Source organism: Bacillus sp. F56 (genome assembly GCF_001748205.1).
GTDB classification, from domain to species: domain Bacteria; phylum Bacillota; class Bacilli; order Bacillales; family Bacillaceae; genus Bacillus; species Bacillus stercoris.
The window spans coordinates 345653-363570 of record NZ_BDFC01000004.1 but is presented as its reverse complement, the minus strand read 5'-3'; the positions used below and the strand labels follow the sequence as shown (position 1 = coordinate 363570).

The following is a 17918-nucleotide window of genomic DNA, read 5'->3' as shown; positions in this document are numbered from 1 at the left end:
GAACGATATGATTTACTTATTATTTTACTGATTCCGAATAGGGAAAGTCAAAAAAGCAAAATGTGAATTCACAGCTTTTATCCTACATGCCTCGATTTTCCACCTGTTTCACAAGCTTATCTTTGAATGTCTGAAAAGAAACGTGTTCATTCTGCTGATGTCCGAATAGGCGGACGTTAACCGCGTTCTCCTGCTCCTCTTGATCTCCAAGCACCAGCACGTACGGGATTTTCTGCATCTGAGATTCTCTGATTTTATAGCCGAGCTTCTCATTGCGCTCATCAATGCCGGCTCTTATCCCCGCCTGCTTCAGCTCCGCCTGCACCTTTCTGCAATAATCCAAGTGTACGTGCGAAACCGGTATGATTTGAACCTGGATCGGGGCGAGCCAGACTGGAAAAGCCCCGCCGTAATGCTCGATCAAAATACCGAAGAAACGGTCGATCGAGCCGAAAACCGCTCTGTGGATGACAACGGGACGAACCTTTTCATTGTGTTCGTTGATATATGTTAAATCAAATTTTTCCGGCATTTGAAAATCAAGCTGAATTGTCGCACATTGGTGGCTCCGTTTTAGGGCATCTTTTATGTGGAAATCAATTTTCGGCCCGTAAAACGCCCCATCGCCTTCATTGATCTCATAAGAGAGGCCAAGCTCCTCAAGGACGCGTGCTAAGGCACGCTCCGACGCTTCCCAAAGGCTGTCATCGCCTAATGAATCCTCCGGGCGAGTCGAAAGCTCAACTGAATACTCGAAACCAAATGTCCGATATACCTCATCAATCAGCCGAATCGCTTCTTTAATCTCACTCTCAATCTGATCCTCCCGAACGAAAATATGGGCGTCATCCTGACAGAACGTCCGAACGCGAAGCATTCCGTTTAAAGCGCCGCTGTATTCATGGCGATGCACCTGTCCGAATTCCGCCATGCGAATCGGCAGATCCCGATAAGAATACAGGCTGTTTTTAAAGATGAGCATATGGCCGGGACAATTCATCGGCTTCATTGCGAACCTTGTATCATCCACTTCTGAGAAGTACATATTGTCGCGATAATGATCCCAATGGCCTGACTGCTCCCATAACCGCTGATTCATCATAAACGGCGTACGCACCTCATCGTAGCCGGCATTTGTTTGCAGTTCACGCGAGAAGCGTTCCAGCTCATTTCGGACAATCTGCCCTTTCGGCAAATAAAACGGCATCCCCGGCGCTTCTTCAGAAAACATAAACAGCCCTAACTGTTTGCCCAACTTGCGATGGTCTCGTTTTGCCGCTTCTTCCAACATATGCAGGTGCGCATCCAAATCTTTTTTCTTTTGAAACGCAACCCCGTACACCCGCTGCAGGACTTCATTTTTGCTGTCTCCCCGCCAATAAGCGCCTGATACTCTTGTCAGTTTGAACGCCTTGATCATTCCTGTAGAAGGAAGATGCGGCCCGCGGCACAGGTCAATGAATTCTCCTTGCTGGTACAGCGTGATATCCTCCCCGCGCGGAATATCCTTTAAAATCTCAAGCTTAAGCCGCTCGTCTTTTTGTGCAAACAGCTCTTCAGCTTTTTCGTAAGAAACCTCTATACGTTTGATTTCAAGGTTCTCATTTATAATGTGTTTCATTTCTTTTTCGATAGCCTCTAAGTCTCCTGATCCCAAGCTTTTCTCCAGCTTCATGTCATAGTAGAAGCCGTCTTCAATCACAGGCCCTACCCCCAATGACACTTCGCCGTACAGCCGTTTTACTGCTTGAGCCAGCACGTGCGCTGATGTGTGGCGAAGCACCTGCAAGCCTTCTTGTGAATCGAGTGTGACAATCGAAAGCTCAGCATCCTCCTCCAGCTTGAAACTGAGATCAACAAGCTTGCCGTTGACCTGACCTGCAGCCGCCTTCTTTTGCAGACTGGAACTGATCGAACCAGCTGCTTCCCTGATTGTGATGCCTTTCGGATATTCCTTGATCTGTCCGTCCGGAAGCTGAATGTGCACATGTTTACTCATTTTAAAACACTCCTTATTCATTGTTGTATATAAAAAAACACACCCGTCCCGCAGATAGGGACGAGTGTGTCATTAACCCGTGGTTCCACCCAAGTTCCCGACAAACACGATGTTGTCGGCTCGGTGCTGTAACGCAGCATAGACGGCATTGGATACTTTAGTTCCCCAATGCTGCTCAAAGGCGGTAAATGATATTCCTAAGCTGGGAAGCTCTCACCTTTTCTTCCCTCTCTGAAAACCGTAAAAATCATTCATGTCCTTTTCATCGCATATATTCAATTCATAAAAAAACACACCCGTCCCACAGATAGGGACGAGTGTGTGATTAACCCGTGGTTCCACCCAAGTTCCCGACAAACGCGATGTTGTCGGCTCGGTGCTGTAACGCAGCATAGACGGCATTGGATACTTCAGTTCCCCAATGCTGCTCCAAGGCGGTAAATGATACTCCTAAGCTGGGAAGCTCTCACCTTTCCTTCCCTCTCTGAAAACCGTAACTATCATTCATGTCCTTTTCATTGCATGTATTCAATTCATATAAAAAAACACACCCATCCCTCTAAAAGGGACGAATGTGTTGATCATCCGTGGTTCCACCCAAATTCCCGATCAATTCAATTACACATGGTGATCGGCTTGAAGATGCTGTAACGCAGCATGACGGTATCAGATACTTGTTTTCCCCGATACGGCTCAAAGGCGGTAAGCTACTTTCTCTGCGTTAGGAAGATTTCAGCGGCCCTTCCCTCTCTGGAAACCGTAAAAAGCATCTCATGTCCTTATCAGTGCCTGTTGTTTCAATAATTTTTTATATCTTACTATATATTCCCACAAAGCGCAATCAGTGATTTACATTTTTTCTGACGCGGCAGTCCCGTTATGGGCAGCCAGAAACAGCCATACAAGCAATGCAGCGAGGCTGTACGCCGCCCCCATCATCAAAAATGTAAACCCGGCACCGGCGTACCAAGTGGCGGACAGATGAATGATCACCCCGGTTATCGCTACGCCGACCAAAGCTCCGATTTGCCGGTTTGCATTTAACGCCGCACCGGCAATGTTCGCATGCCTTTGCCCGGCAGCCTGCATGATCACAGTTGTCATGGCAGGAACTGTAATACCGGTACAGAGGTTCATGACAGACATCAAAACCGCCAGCTGCCAATAAGGAAAATCCGGAGAAATCAGCACAAACAACAGCAATGCAATGATACAGCTGACCGCCATTGAGACAAACATAAGCTGCCCGGCTTCGAATCGATTCGCCAGACGGGCGAACAGCAGATTGCCGATCACGAAGACCGCCATCATCGGCAGCAGCTCAACTCCGGCCATGAAGGAGTTTGCGCCTCCTGCTTCCTGCAAAAAAAGACTCATCATAAACATGCCGCCAAAAAGAGCAAAATTCAGCAAAAACCCGATAAATTGGGCCGCTGAGAAACGGCCGTTTTTATATAAGGACGCCGGCAGGATGGGTGTTTTCGCAGAAATTTCCCGCAGCAAAAACAGCACAAATGCCAAAATCGCTGCTGTACATGCTAGAAGAATCACGGGCGAGCGCCAGCCCGCTGATGGCCCCTGTATCAATGCATAGGAAAGAAAGCCGAGAGCCATCATGCCAAGCAGATGCCCGGTGATGTTCACGCGGCCGGTTTTTCCCGGGACGCGGCTGAGAATTCGGTAAGCTGAAATGAGCGCAGCAGCCCCCAACGGCACATTGATCAGAAAAATACTCTGCCAGCCTGCCAACTGTACCAGCACACCCCCAATAAAAGGCCCAAGGGCTGAAGCGGCGGAAACAAGCGCGGCCCACAGTCCAAACATTCTCGCCCGCGCCCGTTCATCAGGGTAAGAGGCAGCCAAAAGGCTGAGTGAGCTTGGCATGAACAAGGCTGCGCCAATTCCCTGTATAAGACGTCCGGCAATCAGCATCTGCCCATTAAAGGATGCAGCGCATAGACAAGAGGCGAGAACAAAAACAGCTAAACCCAGGATATAGATCGTCTTCGATCCGAAACGGTCGGCCAAGGCTCCGCCCGCCAGCAGAAGCGACGCAAAAGTAAGAATGTACCCGTCCACAACCCACGTTACACCTGAAAGTGACATTGAAAGAGTGTTTTTCATATCCGCCATCGCCACATTCACAACGGTTACATCAAGAGTAGCCATGAGAAAACCCAGAGCGAGCACGATCAGTACAGATATTCCTGTTGATGAATCTGTTTTGTGTAAAGATCCGCTGTTTTTCATTGCAATTGCCCTTTCATTTGCTCGTTTATCCAATCATCTATTTTTTCAAGATCATACAATTCCCCGACTCTGTCCATGACATGCTGCAAGGACTCTTCTCTCATGAGATTGGCCCATTTATCCTCGATTTCCGCCATGACTGTCTCCAGCACACAGTTTTCACCCTCGAATACAGATTGCAGCAGACCTTTTCCCTGATACATCGAACCTCTGCCTTCGACCGCTTGATAAATATCATAAAGCGTAATGTCCGCCAAAGGCTTCGTCAGGGTAAAACCGCCCTTCGTCCCTGGCAAGGATTCTGCCAAACCTGCTTGAACCAATGTTCTCATCAGCTTCTTCAAATAAGACGGAGACACGCGCAATCGCTGGCTTATTGCCTCTGACGTCAAAGAAGCCTGTACAGGCAGCCGTGACAGTAAAAGCAACACAGAAACCGCCTGCTCCATCCCGGATTTCATTTTCATCATACACACTCCCGATTCATTATGGATAACTATTATCCACAATAGATCCCTTAGCGGCTTTTGTCAATAAAAAAAGCAAAAGAAACGGTTCATTTCTTTTGCTTGGTATCCTTAACAAATCTGCTTCAGTTCCTCTATGTATTGAAGCGCTTCGTCATATTCTTCATTTGTATATTTTTGCTTGCTTTTGATTGTAAAGACTTTTTCTTTCTTTTCCTCATCCTCAAGCCCGTCAAAGTAAAGGATCGTGGAAACCAGCTCTAAAAACCGTGATGAACGGCTGTTTACACTGTCGATATAGCCTTTCATATCCGGCATGTCCAGATCAGCATGGTCTAAAAATGCGGAGCCTGTCTCAGTCAGCGAATACCGGTATTGAAAGTAGCCGCCCTTTTTTTCCTTCACCTCATGCAGAAATCCAAGGTTGCACAGCTCTTCAATCTGGAGCGTCAGTTCCTCTGAATATGGTCCGTAAAAGTGAAAATCATATTTCTCATAGAAAGGAAACTGCATTTTCTTGGCGATATAAATCATTTTCTGCAGCTTCTTTCGCCCGATGATTTCTCCAGAATCCGAGAACACCTTCATCAGTTTTGCATGTTCTTTCAACAAATTCCCGACATCTCCTTTTCCTTCTTTCCAATTTCTATGTCAGTCCCAGCAGCTGCCGGATTTTCATTTTCGCTTCCGGATGTTTAGAGCCGTCACAAATCAAGTCCTTTGGATAGTACAGCTTGTGGTCCGTCCGCCGTTTACCGGAGATGGATTCCACAATAGCCGACTGCCTTGACAGCTCTTTAATTTGGCCGTTTTGCGTCAAGAGATGGATCGGCAGACGCTCCTCTTCCTCTCCCGGCCGGTAAAAATCGTATGGCAGATCTGAAGAAGAATCAACGACCAAATAATAGCTCGGATCGATCCCCGCCTCTTTGAACAATGACGTCAGCTCAAAATAAGCCGACATTTCTTCATTCGGATTGAATTCAACGTATTGGAACAGCTGGCGGTTAATGAATCTGCGGCACAAGTCGGATAAAATCGCGTCTTCTTCATCCTCCCAGGCCTGGAAGTAATACAAAATAATAGATTCATCCAGCTTTACATAATCCTCCAGTGTCAATTTCCCTTCAAAAATAGAATAGAAATGAACCGGAGCGTGAGTGAAGACATAGCCTTCATCGTGCAGCTGCTTCGCCCTGTGAAGAATCTTCGTTAAAATGACCTCTGCACTTCTGGTCACAGGATGGAAATAGACCTGCCAGTACATTTGGTAACGGCTCATGATATAGTCTTCGACAGCATGCATTCCGCTTTCTTTAATGACGATCTGATCCTCGCGCGGCCGCATCACACGAAGAATCCGCTCCATATCAAAATGGCCGTAGCTGACGCCCGTATAATATGCGTCACGCTGCAGGTAATCCATCCGGTCTGCGTCAATTTGACTCGAAATGAGGCTGACCACTTGCTTGTTTTTATATGTTTTGGCAATGACTTCAGCAACATCCTGGGGGAAATCCGGGCTCACCTTTCTGAGCACCTGGTTAACCTCCGTGTCTCCCAAAATGATACCTCTTGTAAAATCTTCGTGGTCAAGGTGAAAGACCTTTTCAAATGAATGCGAGAACGGCCCGTGCCCGAGATCATGAAGCAGCGCCGCGGCCAAACAGAGTTCGCGCTCACTGTCATCCCATTCAGGGCGGCCTTTAAAGACGTCATCAACCATTCTCCTGACAATTTCATAGACACCGAGAGAATGGTTGAACCGGCTGTGCTCAGCCCCATGGAACGTCAAATAGGTCGTGCCGAGCTGCTTAATTCTGCGGAGACGCTGAAATTCACGGGTTCCGATCAAATCCCATATCAGCTTGTCCCGAACATGAACATAGCGGTGCACCGGATCTTTAAACACTTTTTCTTCTGATAATTTTCCATTTGGATACGCCATCGTCATTCCCTCTTTTTTTTAGCCGTGTTTCTATTATATCGACTCTATTCTTTGAAAACATCCTTGAATTTGCCCGGCGATTTGTTCCATCTTCATGAAAAACACATCTTGTGAAGCAAAAAAGCCTGACCTGAGGGCCGAGGCTAAGAAAAAATATGTTTTTACTTTTTTATTTTCTTTTTTACTTTGTCAATCAGCTCATCCTCTGTCGGAGCTGACAGCGGGCGATTGTTCACAAAAGCAAATGATTTTTTCCGTCCGGGCCCGCAATAAGATTGGCATCCTACCTCAACCTTTGCGTCCGGGTCCACTTCTTTCAAACGCGGCAGCAATGTTTTGATATTAGTGGCTTGGCAATCATCACACACTCGAAATTCATTAGCCATGACGTACGCTTCCCTTCATTTCTATGTTCATCTATGTGAATAACCTAAAATCACGTTTCAAAAAAATCACATCACTCTTCATTTTACAAGGATTCGACTGTTCCTGCAAGCCGCTCCATCCTTCGTATCTCCTATTCTTTCAGCCAATTTGTATAAATATTTTCCAACCTGGACATTCTAATACCATGAAAAGAAAAATGGGAGTTGAGATAAATGACAAAACAACGACAAGACGCTTGGTCAGAGGAAAACGATCTGCTTTTAGCCGAAACAGTGCTTCGGCATGTGAGAGAGGGCAGCACTCAATTAAATGCCTTTGAAGAAGTCGGCGATAAATTAAACCGGACATCCGCAGCCTGCGGATTCAGATGGAACGCGGTGGTCCGCCATCAATATGAAAAAGCGCTTCAGCTTGCGAAGAAACAGCGAAAACAGCGGATGAGAGCGCTCGGAAACGGGCAGCCTGCGAAAAAAAGATTATTATATCAGCCTCCTGCCGTTGATCCTGAAATCATTCAAGAAACCGCTGCAGAGGAACCAGTCAAAACGGATGCACCATCTGCCGAAAATGAGCAGCAGCCTTTAATGTCTGGCGAACATATGCCTTTTGTTGATGAAAGCTTTAAGGAAGAGTTAGCTAGTCTATCACACTTATTGTCTCCTCAAACGCCTGCAGCTGCGCCTGAGATGACGATGAATGATGTGATCCGCTTCCTGCAGAATTACGAAGGCAATAACGAGCAATCATCAGCATTAAAAATGGAAAATGAACGTTTAAAGAAAGAAAATCAGGAATTGCAAAGCAAGACGGAGCAGCTTGAGGCAGAAGTTCAAAAGCTTGAAAAAGACCAAAAAACGATCCAAGAAGATTATGAAACCTTGGTGAAAATTATGAACAGAGCCAGAAAGCTAGTTTTATTTGAAGAAGATGAACATGCCTCTCCGTCCTTCAAAATGGACAGGAACGGCAATTTAGAAAAGTTAGCAGAATAACATAGTGAAATCCCAAAACGGGCAGCGGTTTTGGGATTTTCGCCATGTACAAAATTCCCCTTTTCTGTTGAGAAAAGAGGATTTCCTCATTTTGCAGCCGGATCAGCTATTCTTGTAAAATGAGGCCAAGCTTATGTGAATCTATTAAGACATGTGAGCTGCCTCGGCCGTTTTATGTTTCCGAGGCGCAGCAGAAATGACCAAAAGCCCCAGCATCATAAGTGCAATGCCAATCCACGAGGAAGGCGAAAGCATTTCTCCTATGAAAAACACGCCAAGCAATGAAGCAGTCAGAGGTTCGGCTAAAGACAGCGTGACCGCCGCCGAGGCCGGAACCCCGGTAAGCCCTTTCGCAAACAAAAAATATGCGGCACATGTTGCAATTAACCCGATGTAAAGGCTCGTTCCCAGTCCTCTAGGGGTCAATATCCACGAGATATCTGACTGCCATAGTAGCGGCGTCAGCAAGATGGCGCTGATCATAAAGACAACGGCGGAAGTCGCTCGCGGAGGCTGGGTTTTCATCATCGCTTTACTGATGAGCGTATAGCCCGCAAAAGAAGCACCTGCTCCAAGCGCCATAAGAACACCACCCACATCAATCCGAACATTGGAACTGTCGGAAAAAAGAAGCCAGCAGCCCGCTAAAGCCAGCACGGTCGCAATCCACCAGGAGTTTCGCGGGCGTTTCTTCAATACGGCCCACTCAAGGCTCCCGGCAATGATAGGCGCACTGCCGATGGCAATCACAGTTCCCACCGCAATTCCCGTTTCTTTAACAGCTGTGAAAAACAGCGGCTGGTAACACGCCATACAAACAGCGGCTAAACATATGAGCGGCCATGACCAATTTTTCACGTGAAGCTCCCGGCTGATCCAAACCGCAAGCAGCATGGCGCTTCCTCCTATTAATAACCTGAACGCGCCAAATGCCAGCGGTGTGGAGCTTTCTGGAGCCAACGCCTGAACGGTTCCCGTGGTCCCCCAGAAAAAAGCCGCAATCAATACAAAAAGGCTGTAAATATTCCCTTTCATCTGCCTCTCCCCTTTAATATGGATGCTAATGTCATTTTATCGTTTTTCTATTTGTCACGGTTATCTGTATGTAAGAAGGATTTATCTGAAAATAAGATCTTTGGGGGTAAAATGCCGCTTGAGATAAAAAATGCATGCCGGCATATACAGCCGGCATGCGAAGAACGTTCACCCAAATACCTTTGCATTCCGTTCAGCCATCCGGACGAGGTTTTTCTCAAATTCCATTTCCTCGTCAATGGACAGGCCCGCTGCGTATAGATGGGTGCTTAACGCTTTTAGTTCTGTCAGTAAAGCGAACATTAAGTCTTGTACGGAGATGTCTGTTTGCAGAAGCTCACTTAAGGACGCCATCGTTTCCGGACGTATTTCCGGATAGACGCCTTTTTTATCATTTTCTTTATCCTTCAGCGCCGCTAGGTAGAATCGTCTGATCAAGTCGGCCCTTTCACTGCCGCTTTTATCCGCGCAGAGATAAATTTGAACAGCGACTCCGCCGCGAACGCGTCTCTGGGAGATGCCGGCGAACTTTTTGCCATTTATGCTAAGATCATAGCTGCCGGGACAATAAGACCCTTCAATTTCATAGGCTTCGATCTTTGCGTTGTACGGTTTCAGCATTCGTCTCATCAGCTCAACCATCGCTTCATATCCTTTGTCTATATCGATGCCTTTCTTTTCGTCCTCGAATATGAGAGAGATATTTAAAACACCTTCATCCAATACGACAGCAAGACCGCCGGAATTGCGTACGATCACACGGTATCCTTCACTCTCCAGCAAGGAAATGCCATCCTGCAAAAACGGAAGACGTGTATCCTGTATTCCAAGGACAATTGTATTGTGATGAACCCATGAACGCGCTGTCGCCGGCGACACGCCTTTTCCGACAGACATGCACAGCGTATCATCCATTGCGAAGGATTGCTTCGCATCAAATAAAGGGCCGAGACTGGATTGGTCAATGACTCTCCATTTCGGCTGCATCAGTAAATCAATCGGTTGGTTTGCCATCTATGTAAAACCCTTTCATGTTAGGCTTATGAACAAAAACTATTATATCATTTCAGTCGCAGCGATTGATAATTGCTTTTCAGCATCGTAATAAAAATTTCTTTGTTTTTGGTATTCTCCATGAGAGGAGAATGGATGTAAGACAGTTTGCGCTTTAACGAGAAATCTTTAATATGCAGAATTGAAATGTCGCGGTGAATCAAATCCTTATGGAGCACGCTTCTGGATAGAACCGAGAGTCCCATGCCGCTGATCACCGCTTCCTTTACACCTTGGTTGCTGCTGATGGTGAACATTGATTTCGGCCGAAGTCCATTTGAACTGAGCACATGATCGAGAAATTCTCTCGTCCCGGAGCCTTTCTCTCTTGTCACCCACGCTTCGTTTTGCAAGTCGCTGATCGAAATATCTCTTCGTCCGGCCAGCGGGTGCTGATTGGGAGCGGCAATGCACATTTCATCCTCCATGAACGGCTCAATTTCCAGCTCATTCTCGTTTGTATGTCCTTCGATCAGCCCGATATCAGCCTGAAGCATCCGCACACGCTCGCTGACCTCCTCTGTATTGCCAATCATGACATCGAGATTCAGCTCTGGATACAGCTTTTGCAGCTGGGCCAATAGCGGCGGAAGAATATACTCTCCGATTGTAAAGCTTGCAGCGATTTTCAATTCACCCTTCACATAGTGATGATGCGCATAGATTTCAGCCTTGGCTTGTTCATAGAGAAATACCATTTGCTTTGCTCTTTGATATAAAATGTCTCCTGTCGGCGTTGTCGTAAAGTGTTTTGGCGACCTGTTCAGAAGAGCGGTTTGAAATTCTTTCTCAAGATTTTTGATATGCAGACTGACGCTGGGCTGGGAAATCATCAGCTTTTCCGCCGCTTTTGTGAAGTTTTTTTCTTCTACCACCGCTATAAACGTTTTCAGCACGTCGTAATACAAAAACCCCACCCCTGTCATTAATGAAATATATGGTTATGATTAATTTTCTTTATTGTACTCATATCATCCGTCTTGGTAAAGAAGGCTATACGGAAGCGCAAAAAAGGCAGCCCTCAGTCGAGAGCTGCCATCGTCTTCATTTTTATTACAGTGCTTGCACCGCTGTAATTAATGCGAGATTGTAAACATCTTCAGCGTTACATCCTCTTGAAAGGTCGTTCACAGGCATATTTAAGCCTTGCAGGATTGGTCCTACCGCTTCAAAGTTGCCCAATCGCTGAGCGATTTTATAGCCGATGTTTCCCGCTTCAAGGCTTGGGAATACGAATACGTTAGCGTCCCCTTTGATCTCGGAATCCGGCGCTTTTTTCTCAGCTACAGATGGAACAAATGCAGCATCAAATTGGAATTCGCCGTCAAGTGTCAGTTCAGGCGCTTTTTCTTTCGCGATTTTCACAGCATCCGCTACTTTTTCTGTTTCATCAGATTTTGCTGAGCCTTTTGTAGAGAAGCTGAGCATTGCCACGCGAGGCTCAATGTCGAACATTTTTGCCGTATTGGCACTTTCGATCGCAATCTCGGCAAGATCTTGGCTGTCAGGCGCAATGTTGATCGCGCAATCTGCGAATACGTATTGCTCTTCTCCGCGAGCCATGATGAACACGCCGGATGTCTTTTTCACGCCTTCTTTTGTTTTGATGATTTGAAGAGCCGGGCGGACAGTGTCAGCAGTTGAGTGAGCCGCTCCGCTTACGAGTCCGTCTGCAAGGCCTTTATACACCAGCATTGTACCGAAGTAGTTCTCGTCTAATAACGCTTTACGAGCCTGTTCTTCTGTCGCTTTGCCTTTGCGGCGTTCTACGAATGCTTGTACAAGGTCTTCCATGCCTTCATATGTATGAGGATCATAAATCTTAACGCCGTCCAGCGTAAGATTCAATTCTTTTGCTTTTGCTTGGATCTCATTTTCATTGCCGATCACAATCGGATTCAGCACTTTGTTTCCTGCAAGCTTGCTGACCGCTTCTAAAATACGCTCGTCTAAGCCTTCAGGAAATACAATTTTAACGTCTTTTCCAGCTACCTTTTCTTGCACTGTTGAAAATAAATCTGCCACAATAAAACCTCCTCAAAAAGTTACAAAAACGCTTTCTTTTACTAGCATACTCTTCTTCCAATCAAATTCAAACAGCCAACTTTCATTATAGCGCTTTCATAAAAAAATCTTATTTTTCTAACTAATTTAAGTGACTCAATCTTCCCTTATAGGTTCTTCTATTTTGATGGAGTTATACGGAAGGGATGTTCAAGGTTTCTCCACAGTAGAATCGGATAAACTATGGTATAGTGAAGGCAATCATGAAAAGATAATAGGAGTGAAGATAAATGAGTGAACAGCAAATGACGAATGAAGCGGCAAAAACGCTTGACGGCTGGTATGCGCTTCATGATTTCCGCACAATGGACTGGACATCCTGGAAGCTGCTGTCCAGTGATGAGCGCCAATCTATCATACACGAATTCACCGGGTTGCTTGAAAAATGGGGCGTAGCTCAAAAAGAAGGAAAAGGATCGCAAACTCTTTACAGCATCGTCGGCCAAAAAGCTGATTTTATGCTGATGATCCTTCGTCCTACAATGGAAGAATTAAATCAAATCGAGCTTGAATTCAACAAATCAAGACTTGCTGAGTTCGCCATTCCAGCATACTCCTACGTATCAGTCGTAGAGCTTAGCAACTACTTGGCAAGCGGTGACGGCGATCCTTACGAAAATCCGCATGTGCGCGCGCGCCTTTACCCTGAACTGCCGGAGTCTAAATATGTATGCTTCTATCCAATGGATAAAAGAAGATCCGGCAATGACAACTGGTACATGCTTTCTATGGAAGAACGCAGAAACTTGATGAGAAGCCATGGCTTAATCGGCCGCAGCTATGCGGGGAAAGTCAAACAGATCATCACTGGCTCTGTCGGCTTTGACGATTACGAGTGGGGCGTTACATTATTCAGCGATGATGTCCTTCAATTCAAGAAGCTTGTGTATGAAATGCGTTTTGACGAAGTCAGCGCCCGTTATGGCGAATTCGGTTCATTCTTTGTCGGCAATCACCTTTCGCTTGATACACTTCCTCAATTCCTGTATGTATAATATCCCCTCCCGCCCTATTCGGCGGGAGTTTTTCAATCCGCCTTTATCAGAATTTAAATAAAATTTGCTATTTTCTCTGTTTTTTCTTACGATGTAGATAATAATCCAATTTTTTCAAAGGGGTGCAGTGATTTGTCAAAACGAACCGCATTTGTTATGGGAGCCAGTCAAGGGATCGGGAAAGCAATCGCTCTGAAATTAGCAGACCAGCATTTTTCCCTCATCATTAATTCACGAAATTTGGATAATATTGAATCTGTCAAAGAAGATATTTTGGGCAAGCATCCTGAGGCGAACGTCATTGTCCTTGCGGGGGATATGTCTGACCAGCATACGAGAGCGGGCATTTTTCAGGAAATCGAATCTCAATGCGGACGGCTTGATGTTCTGATTAATAATATACCGGGCGGCGCGCCTGACACATTTGATAACTGCAATATAGAGGATATGACAGCCACGTTCACACAAAAGACCGTTGCCTATATTGACGCTATCAAGCGTGCTTCCTCACTGATGAAACAAAATGAGTTTGGCAGAATCATCAACATTGTCGGAAATCTGTGGAAAGAACCCGGGGCCAACATGTTCACAAACAGTATGATGAATGCCGCTTTAATTAACGCCAGTAAAAACATTTCCATCCAGCTTGCTCCTCACAACATTACAGTCAACTGCCTTAACCCTGGTTTTATCGCTACGGACCGTTATCAGCAATTTGTGGAAAATGTGATGAAAAAAAACAGCATATCCAAACAGGAAGCAGTGGAACAGATCGCTTCCGGGATTCCGATGAAACGGGTCGGATCAGCCGAAGAAACCGCAGCGCTCGCCGCGTTTCTTGCCTCTGAGGAAGCCTCCTACATCACAGGACAGCAAATTTCTGCTGATGGCGGCAGCATGAAAAGCATATAAAAAACATCCCGCTTTTTAGCGGGATGTTTCTTGTAATGACCCGAACGGCAGGTTCAGTTTTTGAATCCGCATGACAAATTCCCGCAGATCCTCCTGCTTCGACACCATTGAGATTCTGACATGCCTTTTTCCGTTGCTTCCGAAAATTTCGCCCGGTGTGACTACGACATGGGCATGCTCCAGCAAGTAATCGGAAAATTGGTGAGATGTCTCAAACGTATTCGGAATTTCAGCCCATACGTAAAAGGTTCCTTTTGGCTTCTCCATCTTCCAGCCCAATTCCTTTTCGCAAAGCGCCGTAAAAAAGTCAATTCGTTCTTTATAAATTCGTTTCAGCGATTCCGTTTGCTCCGGATCTCCGGAAAGCGCCGCACTCGCCGCCTGCTGCAGCCCGCCGAACATGCCGACAAATACATGATCCTGAAATTCATTAACGGCCTGAATGATCTTTTCATTCCCAACCGCAAACGCCATTCTCCAGCCTGCCATATTAAATGTTTTTGAAAATGAATAAAGCTCTGCTCCGACAGCCTTAGCATCCTCTGCCTCAAGAAAGCTGGCCGGTTTTTGATCGAATTCAAACGCCCCGTATGCAAAGTCATGAATCAAATGGATATGATGCTCTTTCGCAAAAGCAGCCGCTTTTGCATAAAAAGCCGCATCAGCCACAGCTCCAGTGGGGTTGTTCGGATAGTTTAAAAACATAAGCTTCGCTTTTTCCAGCACGGCTGGATCAATCTTTTCAAAATCCGGCAGATAGCCATTTTCTTCATACAGCGGCATTTCGTAAAGCTCAGCTCGCGCCATCGTAATCCCTGATAAATATTCAGGGTAGCCTGGATTCGGGACTAAAGCGATGTCTCCCGGATTGAGCAGGCATTGTGTCAGCACATACAAACCGGCTTTCCCGCCTCCGAAAAGGGCGACCTCCGTTTCAGGATTGATTGTCACGCCGTATTCTCTTTTATAGAAAGCAGCGATTGCTTCCTTCAAAAAAGGATAACCTCTGAATGGGCCGTATCCATGAAACGAAGGATTCAGAGACGCCTCCCGCAAAGCCTCGACGATATGCGGCGGAGTGGGAAGGTCAGGGTTTCCTTGTCCGAGATTAATGATGTGGGCCCCCGTTTTTTCCAATTCCTTTACCTTTTGAAAAACGAGAGAAAACTCCTGCCTTGGAAGTGTCTTGATGACATCGGACGGTGTTATTTCCATCTAAAAGACTCCTTTTTGCTCCGTTTTATTATCCCGTTCCAAAAACGATTTGTTAACAAGCTTCGTATGCAGAAACAATCCGCATACAATCACAACAATCAGCCCCATAATGACCGGAGCGCTGAAGACGTTGATTAACATTGAACCAACAGAAATGCATAATCCGATAGACGCTTCGGCTACTGAAAAAATGCGCCCTTGAATCTGGTTTGCCGCATTCTCCTGAACCTTCACCTTTGCAAGCACTTCCCCGTATTCCATCGCGATGAAAAAAAGGATCGCCGCGATGATAGAAACAGCGAATATCGGCGTGAATAAAAACAGCGCCAGCGAAACAATCGATAAAACGGTAAAGTACGTCAGGCCTCTATTGTTGTTAAATCCCCATTTGCTGACAAGCGCCGCCCCGATAAAGCCGCCGAAGCCGATGCAGAATGTGAGGATAAAGTTGCCGATTTCTCCATCACCAAGAAAGCGGCTGACAATCGGAAAATAGCTGTACACAATTCCCCACAGCACAGCCATTGTAATCATCGTAAACATGGCGTTTAATACGAATGCATTGCTTTTGATTTCCTTGAGTCCTTCTTTAAAAGACTGAAAGGCCTCTTTGATGTTTTCAGATTGAATCGGCACAAATTGCAGTTTGATACGGCTGATAAAAAATGCCGAAATCAGGTATGTCACACCGTTAAAGGCCACAGCCAGCTCCACAGATCCGCCTAACAGAAAGAGCCCTCCGGCAGCCGCCCCGACGATAATGGAGATGGTTGTCGCTTTTGCAAATAACGTGTTGATGCTTTTAATATCTGATTCCAAGGACGACATGACGGCAAGACGGGCCGGATTAAAAAACACGCCGCTTCCATAAGAAATAAACAGCAGAGCCAGAAAAATGAGCGGATATTCGCCTTTTGGAAGAAATGTGAGCCCCAAAAAAATGATGCCTCTGATAATATCCGTCCACAGCATGATCTTAATTCTGTCTAACAGGTCGACCAGAACCCCCAAAAACGGCTGGAACACCATCGGAATGCTTCTGACCACGATGACCCCGGACGTCACCCAATAATCGTGATAATATGTAGACAAAATGAGCAGGGCAGGGAGAACACAATAGTCTCCCATGAAAGATAGCGCCTGCCCGTAAAGCAAGTATTTAGAGTTGGGCTTCAGCTGTTTCATACTGGCAGCACATACTTTGCCGTCAGCTTCGCATGCTGCTGAATTTGTCTGATTGATTCAGCGACATCCTGTGAATTGCTGCCTTTCAGTTCGAATGCAGCGATGGAGTTGAAAGCTTCGAACAGTGTCAAATCAACTGAAGTGCCTGGCGCTGCGGCCGAAAAAGAAACGATTTCAGTATCTCCTTTTAAAAGCCCGTCAGGCAGATCGATCGCTTCAATGACCAAATCCTCAGCAGTTTCTGGAATCTGGCCATTTTGTTTGAAATGCTGCGGGTACAAATGGCAGTCGGCGACATAGTAAGGCTCTTGATCCAATAATCCGTCAGGCAGATCGGCCTCTTTTCCGAAACAAAGGACATCTAATAATAATTGCGCCATATCAAGGCCGAAGACCTTTTTAATATTAGGGATCATATTCCAGCCGGCGAATCTGGCTGCCGATTCAATTAAACCCGGTTCTCTGTTTTTCATTAGCTTGATCTCTGTATGTGTTGCGCAATTTTGCAGGCCAAGACCTTCATTTGCCTTTTTGGCGGCTTCGACAATTTTCTTTTTCGCCTCTTCATCCAGAATGGACGGCGTAATGTGGGATGTTTCTGTAAATCCGATTTGCGGCGTTTTGTCATGAATGGCGATCGGGAAATACTCACCGTCGGCCATGATGCCTTCGATGCTGATATAGTCGGAGTACCCTTCTGTTTGATACCAGTCTCCATACTCACCCTGTAAAAATTCTTCAGCGATAAACGGCGCTTCAAACGTAACCGCCTTTGGCACGTTAATCGACTTCAGATAGTCATTGACTCTGTTAAATTCTGCTTCTGCCGTCTCAGTGTCCGTAATCAGCGTGACGCCGATTGAACTCGCTAAGTATGTAGGCTTTAAAATAAGAGGTGTGCCGATCTCTTCAAGTGCGGCACGGAAATCCTCAAGAGTTGTAACACGTTTGTTTTTGATTGATTTGACGCCAGCCTTATTAAAAGCGTCTCTCATTTTATTTTTATCTCTGGCATTTTCGGCAGCCTGCACGCCGGCACCTCTCAGACCCAGACGTTCACAGGCTTTCGCCATCGGGGCAATGAATAATTCATTGTTTGTTGTGATGGCATCCACCCCAAACATTTCGGCAACCTTGACGATTTGCTCGACAACCTCTTCTTCAGGCTTGTCATGGTCCTCATGCGCCCAATAAATGGAGTCAGGATGCTCAAAATCAGCTAAACTCTTAAAATAGTCTTTATCTTTTATGACCGCGACCGAGTATTTTTCAATCAAAGCTGCGTGGGAGGCTGTAATTGCAAAAGGCCTTGGAATAAAGCTGACCAGGTTATATTTTTCAGCAGCACTTTTATAAAACATGTGAGGCGGGCAGCCTCCAAGATCAGCAATGACCAATACTGTTTTTCTCTCCATA

16 protein-coding genes and 3 other annotated features are annotated in these 17918 nt (G+C 46.0%); of the genes, 3 read left to right on the top strand and 13 right to left on the bottom strand.

Going from position 1 to position 17918, the window contains the following annotated elements:
• Positions 1-82: 82 nt before the first annotated feature.
• The 6 genes from thrS to BFW96_RS01945 all read right to left on the bottom strand — a co-directional run bounded on the left by thrS (position 83) and on the right by BFW96_RS01945 (position 7050).
• A complete protein-coding gene (gene thrS / locus BFW96_RS01975) occupies positions 83-1999 on the bottom strand; it encodes a threonine--tRNA ligase (protein ID WP_069838492.1) in 1917 nt (638 codons plus the stop codon).
• A gap of 53 nt (positions 2000-2052) precedes the next feature.
• Positions 2053-2274, bottom strand: a binding site (T-box leader).
• 31 nt (positions 2275-2305) lie between these two features.
• Positions 2306-2527: a binding site (T-box leader), on the bottom strand.
• 33 nt (positions 2528-2560) lie between these two features.
• Positions 2561-2794: a binding site (T-box leader), on the bottom strand.
• Positions 2795-2848: 54 nt separating this feature from the next.
• Positions 2849-4249, bottom strand: coding sequence for an MFS transporter (locus BFW96_RS01965; RefSeq protein ID WP_069838491.1), 1401 nt, complete (start codon positions 4247-4249; stop codon positions 2849-2851).
• Positions 4246-4716 carry an Rrf2 family transcriptional regulator gene (locus tag BFW96_RS01960; RefSeq protein ID WP_069838490.1) on the bottom strand — a complete coding sequence of 157 codons (471 nt, stop codon included), beginning with the start codon at positions 4714-4716 and terminating at the stop codon, positions 4246-4248. Before BFW96_RS01960 ends, BFW96_RS01965 begins: the two co-directional genes overlap by 4 nt.
• Positions 4717-4827: 111 nt before the next feature.
• Positions 4828-5328: a YwgA family protein gene (locus tag BFW96_RS01955; protein WP_003227524.1), complete on the bottom strand. Its 501-nt coding sequence runs from the start codon at positions 5326-5328 to the stop codon at positions 4828-4830.
• Positions 5329-5362: 34 nt separating this feature from the next.
• Positions 5363-6664 carry an HD domain-containing protein gene (locus BFW96_RS01950; RefSeq protein WP_014665786.1) on the bottom strand — a complete coding sequence of 434 codons (1302 nt, stop codon included), beginning with the start codon at positions 6662-6664 and terminating at the stop codon, positions 5363-5365.
• 161 nt (positions 6665-6825) lie between these two features.
• A complete protein-coding gene (locus BFW96_RS01945) occupies positions 6826-7050 on the bottom strand; it encodes a YuzB family protein (RefSeq protein ID WP_003222050.1) in 225 nt (74 codons plus the stop codon).
• 213 nt (positions 7051-7263) lie between these two features.
• On the opposite strand from BFW96_RS01945, the gene rsfA reads away from it, so the two are divergent.
• On the top strand, positions 7264-8043 hold the full coding sequence (rsfA, locus tag BFW96_RS01940; RefSeq protein ID WP_014665787.1) for a prespore-specific transcription regulator RsfA: 780 nt from the start codon (positions 7264-7266) through the stop codon (positions 8041-8043).
• Positions 8044-8187: 144 nt separating this feature from the next.
• Here the strand turns inward: rsfA and BFW96_RS01935 are convergent, their stop codons facing one another.
• From BFW96_RS01935 to pta, 4 genes are all read right to left on the bottom strand, one after another.
• Entirely contained in the window at positions 8188-9078 is an 891-nt protein-coding gene (locus tag BFW96_RS01935; RefSeq protein ID WP_069838489.1) for a carboxylate/amino acid/amine transporter, read from the bottom strand.
• Positions 9079-9246: 168 nt separating this feature from the next.
• Positions 9247-10092, bottom strand: a complete 846-nt coding sequence (gene ywfL / locus BFW96_RS01930) for an octanoyl-[GcvH]:protein N-octanoyltransferase (RefSeq protein WP_014665791.1) — start codon at positions 10090-10092, stop codon at positions 9247-9249.
• 47 nt (positions 10093-10139) lie between these two features.
• The gene (gene cysL, locus BFW96_RS01925; RefSeq protein ID WP_069838488.1) at positions 10140-11039 is read right to left on the bottom strand and encodes a cysJI operon transcriptional regulator CysL; all 900 of its coding nucleotides are present in this window, start codon (positions 11037-11039) and stop codon (positions 10140-10142) included.
• Positions 11040-11184: 145 nt separating this feature from the next.
• Positions 11185-12156, bottom strand: a complete 972-nt coding sequence (gene pta / locus BFW96_RS01920; protein WP_014665793.1) for a phosphate acetyltransferase — start codon at positions 12154-12156, stop codon at positions 11185-11187.
• Positions 12157-12425: 269 nt separating this feature from the next.
• Between pta and hemQ the strand changes: the two genes are divergently transcribed.
• Positions 12426-13190: a hydrogen peroxide-dependent heme synthase gene (hemQ, locus tag BFW96_RS01915; protein ID WP_069838487.1), complete on the top strand. Its 765-nt coding sequence runs from the start codon at positions 12426-12428 to the stop codon at positions 13188-13190.
• Positions 13191-13322: 132 nt separating this feature from the next.
• Positions 13323-14102 carry an NADPH-dependent reductase BacG gene (bacG, locus tag BFW96_RS01910; protein WP_069838486.1) on the top strand — a complete coding sequence of 260 codons (780 nt, stop codon included), beginning with the start codon at positions 13323-13325 and terminating at the stop codon, positions 14100-14102.
• Between the two features lie 15 nt (positions 14103-14117).
• Here bacG and bacF read toward each other — a convergent pair whose 3' ends face one another.
• Genes bacF through bacD form a run of 3 tightly spaced genes read right to left on the bottom strand, consistent with a single transcriptional unit; the run spans position 14118 to position 17917 of the window.
• Positions 14118-15317 (bottom strand): transaminase BacF, encoded by a 1200-nt coding sequence (gene bacF / locus BFW96_RS01905; RefSeq protein ID WP_069838485.1) that lies wholly within the window; start codon positions 15315-15317, stop codon positions 14118-14120.
• Positions 15318-16502, bottom strand: a complete 1185-nt coding sequence (bacE, locus tag BFW96_RS01900; protein ID WP_069838484.1) for a bacilysin exporter BacE — start codon at positions 16500-16502, stop codon at positions 15318-15320.
• Positions 16499-17917 carry an alanine--anticapsin ligase gene (bacD, locus tag BFW96_RS01895; RefSeq protein ID WP_040081504.1) on the bottom strand — a complete coding sequence of 473 codons (1419 nt, stop codon included), beginning with the start codon at positions 17915-17917 and terminating at the stop codon, positions 16499-16501. Before bacD ends, bacE begins: the two co-directional genes overlap by 4 nt.
• Position 17918: the final 1 nt, after the last annotated feature.

Coding starts and splice junctions, on each gene's coding strand:
- ywfL (WP_014665791.1), bottom strand. CDS start 10,092: ATGGCAAACCAACCGATTGATTTACTGATGCAGCCGAAATGGAGAGTC.
- hemQ (WP_069838487.1), top strand. CDS start 12,426: ATGAGTGAACAGCAAATGACGAATGAAGCGGCAAAAACGCTTGACGGC.
- bacE (WP_069838484.1), bottom strand. CDS start 16,502: ATGAAACAGCTGAAGCCCAACTCTAAATACTTGCTTTACGGGCAGGCG.
- BFW96_RS01945 (WP_003222050.1), bottom strand. CDS start 7,050: ATGGCTAATGAATTTCGAGTGTGTGATGATTGCCAAGCCACTAATATC.
- BFW96_RS01965 (WP_069838491.1), bottom strand. CDS start 4,249: ATGAAAAACAGCGGATCTTTACACAAAACAGATTCATCAACAGGAATA.
- BFW96_RS01935 (WP_069838489.1), bottom strand. CDS start 9,078: ATGAAAGGGAATATTTACAGCCTTTTTGTATTGATTGCGGCTTTTTTC.
- bacD (WP_040081504.1), bottom strand. CDS start 17,917: ATGGAGAGAAAAACAGTATTGGTCATTGCTGATCTTGGAGGCTGCCCG.
- BFW96_RS01960 (WP_069838490.1), bottom strand. CDS start 4,716: ATGAAAATGAAATCCGGGATGGAGCAGGCGGTTTCTGTGTTGCTTTTA.
- bacF (WP_069838485.1), bottom strand. CDS start 15,317: ATGGAAATAACACCGTCCGATGTCATCAAGACACTTCCAAGGCAGGAG.
- rsfA (WP_014665787.1), top strand. CDS start 7,264: ATGACAAAACAACGACAAGACGCTTGGTCAGAGGAAAACGATCTGCTT.
- BFW96_RS01950 (WP_014665786.1), bottom strand. CDS start 6,664: ATGGCGTATCCAAATGGAAAATTATCAGAAGAAAAAGTGTTTAAAGAT.
- thrS (WP_069838492.1), bottom strand. CDS start 1,999: ATGAGTAAACATGTGCACATTCAGCTTCCGGACGGACAGATCAAGGAA.